We start from the raw sequence: 1,909 nt of genomic DNA, 5'->3' as shown, positions 1-1,909 counted from the left end.
TTGCATAGGGTCTAATTGCGGTTAGACCCTATAAAATTTACTCTTTTCTGCAATATCCTTCCCCTACTCTGTCCTTGTTAATACCACTCTTTATGACCTTATAAAGCAATGCAATAGCCCTAATGATTTGGGTTTGGTTACTTATTCTTGGACAAGATCTTATCAGATAAGTTGTCCCATCAAAGCTAGTAGATATTAGAAAAGCTATAAATAATTTATAAATAAAATAACTTTTAAAACCGTCACAGTGGGCTAACACCGTTTATTTAAGAGTGAACAACATTAACCTCAAGAGGCTGTCTTTGAATGTAATTAGATTTTATGCACATTAGCGACTTAACTAAATTTTTAGATAGTTTTCAATTAAAGTTGAAAGTTTAACTATGAAGTCTGGAAAATTTAGAGTACGTTCACAAAACAAACGAACAAAGTACAGAAAACCAGACAAAAACAGTAAAATAGCTCCGTCACACTGGCATCAAGGAGTTCATGTGAGCCAACAAGAAGAGAAGTACCCGGCCAGCGCCATATCCTCCTGGAGTGGCTTTGTTTACCAAGGAAAAGTTGCTTTATATCACTCACTTAAACTTATTCACGATGGTGATTTAGACTTCGAGCTTCAGCTAGACAGTAGCGACGACTTCGCTATTTATAAGGCAGGAAAGCTTCATTCTGCTCATCAAGTTAAAGCCAAGATTAGTAAATATCGCAGTGGCTACTCCACTGCTCTGGAGCAGTCCACGCTGATCGAATACGACAAAATAAAAGGGACGTCCCGTTACTTTCATGTATCCGTACAGCTAGACAATACCGCTGATCACGAAGGTACTAGCGGAGAAATAGTCAAATTCTACCGCTACGGTGACAACTTTCATTGTGGACTGGGTGAAATTGAAGGACTGACCAAAGCACTAATAAAAAAAATATGTGATAAACGGTCCATCACGGTCAGTGATAATCTCATAAATTTTAACTATTGCTTACTCTCAGAAAAAATAAGCACAAAGGCGATACATAATCACAAACTAAATCAAGTGGACGGCTTCTCGGAAAACAAAGCTGCTTATGAGGGCCGTATCCAAGCAAGAGATATCCTAGAGGAATTACTGGCCGAAAACCCCTATCAGAATCGCGACTATTATGCCGTTGAGTTGAAGGCCAGACTTCAAACCTACCTAGAAGAACGACTCGATCAGGCGTTACCAACAATGAGTGATGTCAACTATGAAAGATCCAGGCGTCTGTGCGAGCACATACGAGATACACATATCAATGAATTAAAAAACTTATGCCAGATGATGAAGCCATCCGAGCGGTTTCAAGACATTCAGAAGGGTGATATCAGGCGCTACACCAAGCTCATACAGGCTATTTCAGTGGAGCCCACATTCAACCATCTTCCGCATTACCTCGACAGCGAAAATCGGTTCTACGTACCTACAGCACTTGACGTAGATGAAAGTGAAGATTGTGAGTCAGACATGAACTTTGAAATGAAAAACAATGGTGACCTACTGAGACTACTTTTTGAGTACAACCATCTAATTGCCAGCAAAGCAGAAGCCTCATTTACCTTTGATACAAAATTCACGAACTCAGCTAACTTCGACGATAAGTTGGCCACTGAAAAGCTTGAAAGCAACATTACCAAGTCACTATGCATTAGCGTAATGACAAAAGACGATGCGGAGGGTCGACTGAATGATAAAGCAACTCATTGATGAAGCACTTGTTGCTCATGGCTTTGTGAGTAAACGTGAATCGGACACCACAAGTTTTTATATTCGTGATTCTGGGTCTGCCATTAGATTTGCCATCGTACATAACCTTGACGAACTCATTACACCAGCCGAGTTGAATAGCCAGATCAATCAGCTTGCTCCTGAGGAATTTCTCAGAAACCCAAGCT

At 40.2% G+C, this 1,909-nt stretch carries 2 protein-coding genes; both read left to right on the top strand.

From position 1 onward, the window contains the following. Positions 1 to 491 precede the first annotated feature (491 nt). On the top strand, positions 492 to 1,721 hold the full coding sequence (locus tag I3255_RS13955) for an ABC-three component system protein (RefSeq protein ID WP_238039349.1): 1,230 nt from the start codon (positions 492 to 494) through the stop codon (positions 1,719 to 1,721). Further along, on the top strand, positions 1,702 to 1,909 hold a 208-nt coding region (locus tag I3255_RS13950; RefSeq protein ID WP_238039348.1), incomplete at its 3' end, for a hypothetical protein. The genes I3255_RS13955 and I3255_RS13950, both read left to right, overlap by 20 nt.

Origin of the sequence: Psychrobacter sp. Ps6 (assembly GCF_022129235.1) — a bacterium.
Taxonomy (GTDB): domain Bacteria; phylum Pseudomonadota; class Gammaproteobacteria; order Pseudomonadales; family Moraxellaceae; genus Psychrobacter.
This window is presented reverse-complemented; position numbering and strand designations above follow the sequence as displayed.